This window comes from Pseudomonadota bacterium (assembly GCA_034660915.1).
Taxonomy (GTDB): Bacteria; Desulfobacterota; Anaeroferrophillalia; order Anaeroferrophillales; family Anaeroferrophillaceae; genus DQWO01.
The window spans coordinates 8,649-10,695 of record JAYEKE010000118.1 but is presented as its reverse complement, the minus strand read 5'-3'; the positions used below and the strand labels follow the sequence as shown (position 1 = coordinate 10,695).

Here is a 2,047-nt window from a genome sequence, read left to right as displayed (position 1 = left end):
AGTGATGGCAGTGATTTGCTGCATGTGCATCACTCCCAGGTTTCTCTTTCCTCAAAAAAAAATACCTCGCAGAAACTTTCCCGCCTCTACTATGCGACCATGGAAATAATGGATGATTATCATCCTGATTTGGTTGCGGTTGAAGGTATTTTTTATGGTCCTAATGTGAAAAGCATGATCGTTCTTGGGCAGGCCCGGGGTGCCGCCATGGTTGCAGTGGCTAATTGCGGTCGAGAAATTGCTGAATATCCCCCGACAGTGGTGAAACAGGCAGTGGTTGGTTATGGAAAAGCCACTAAGGAACAGGTACAGCGGATGGTTTCAGTTATCCTGAATCTGCAGCAGGTTGCCGGCGAACACGCTGCCGATGCTCTGGCAGTGGCCATATGCCATCATCACCACCAGCTGTTGCGAGGTTGGGAAGCAAAGGCAAAATCATCATGATTGCCCGAATATCCGGTGTGCTGATTGAAAAATCTCCTGAGCAGGTCATTATTGATGTCTCAGGCGTTGGTTATCGGCTGCTTATCCCCGGGGGAACATATAATCGGCTTCCTGAAGTGGAACAGCAGGTTGTTTTGTGGGTTACAACCCGTATTCGGGATGATCACTTACTACTTTATGGGTTTTTCAGCCGGGAAGAGCAGCGGATGTTTTTGCGTTTGCTGTCCGTTTCCGGTGTCGGTCCCAAACTGGCGCTTAATATTATTTCTCAGATTGAAATTGTCCAGCTTGAACAACTGCTGGTTAATCAGGATGTGGCGTTGTTGACAAAAATACCCGGTTTGGGAAAAAAATTATCCCAGCGTTTGGCCCTTGAACTTGGGGAAGAACTGAAGAAGGGCCAGTTTGGTTCCTGGACTCAGCAGGGAATATCTCCAACATCTGGAGCCCCGACAAAGAGAAATGAATTATTGTCTGCGATGGAAAGTCTTGGATATAAACCGGCGGACTGCTTAAGCATAGTTGATAAAGTCCTTAATGAAAGTCCTGAAGGACGAGTGGAAGATTTGTTGAAACAAATCCTCAAAGGTTTGTCTAATGGATGATAGACTGGTCGACCGACAGCCGCTGGCAACTGATTTGCCTGAAGAGATGTTCCTGCGACCAGGAAGGTTGGCAGAGTACGTTGGTCAGTCACGAATCAAGGATAATCTCAGTGTTTTTATTGCCGCAGCCTGTGAACGTTGTGAGCCTCTGGATCACGTTTTATTTTCCGGACCGCCGGGATTGGGGAAAACCACCCTGGCAAATATTGTTGCCCGGGAAATGGGGGTCCAGGTTCGTTCGACCTCAGGCCCGGCGATCGAACGTCCCGGTGATCTAGCGGCTATTCTGACCAATCTGAAGGATCGGGATGTTCTGTTTATTGATGAAATTCACCGTTTAAATCGTGCTGTCGAGGAAATCCTCTATCCAGCTCTGGAAGATTTTAAACTTGATATTATCATCGGTCAGGGACCAACCGCACGTTCCATTCGCCTGGATTTGCCGCCTTTTACCCTGATTGGGGCAACCACCCGGTCAGGATTGCTGAGTTCGCCATTGCGCGGTCGATTCGGGATTACTTTTCGCCTGGAATTTTATAACTTCGATGACCTGAGCCAGATTATAAAAAGATCAGCCGGTATCCTGAACCTTGATATCAACGATCAGGGGGCAGCAGAGATAGCCAGTTGTTCCCGGGGTACACCCCGGGTGGCTAATCGATTGCTGAAACGGATCAGGGATTTTGCCCAGATTCATGGGCAGATGATGATTACGCCGGAAGTATCTCGCCATGCTTTGGAACAGATGGAAATTGACACCTATGGGTTTGATCCCCTTGATCGTCAGTATATGCTGGCGATTATTCGCAAATTCAATGGCGGCCCAGTGGGAATCGAAACGCTGGCAGCTGTGCTTCAGGAAGAGTCAGATACCCTGGAAGATGTATGTGAACCCTATCTTCTGCAGCTTGGCTTTCTTGCCCGTACTCCCCGGGGACGGGTAGCAACACCAAAAGCCAGTGAATATTTTTCTTCGGTTTAACTGCCCTGTCTTTTTT

3 protein-coding genes are annotated in these 2,047 nt (G+C 48.4%); all 3 read left to right on the top strand.

Annotated elements, in window-relative coordinates:
- Positions 1-444: crossover junction endodeoxyribonuclease RuvC (ruvC, locus tag U9P07_07295; protein ID MEA2109208.1), on the top strand; the 444-nt coding region annotated here is incomplete at its 5' end.
- Positions 441-1,049 (top strand): Holliday junction branch migration protein RuvA, encoded by a 609-nt coding sequence (ruvA, locus tag U9P07_07290; GenBank protein MEA2109207.1) that lies wholly within the window; start codon positions 441-443, stop codon positions 1,047-1,049. The genes ruvC and ruvA, both read left to right, overlap by 4 nt.
- Complete coding sequence (gene ruvB, locus U9P07_07285) at positions 1,042-2,031, top strand: Holliday junction branch migration DNA helicase RuvB (GenBank protein MEA2109206.1); 990 nt, start codon at positions 1,042-1,044, stop codon at positions 2,029-2,031. The genes ruvA and ruvB overlap by 8 nt, the downstream gene beginning before the upstream one ends.
- The last annotated feature ends 16 nt before the right edge of the window (positions 2,032-2,047 follow it).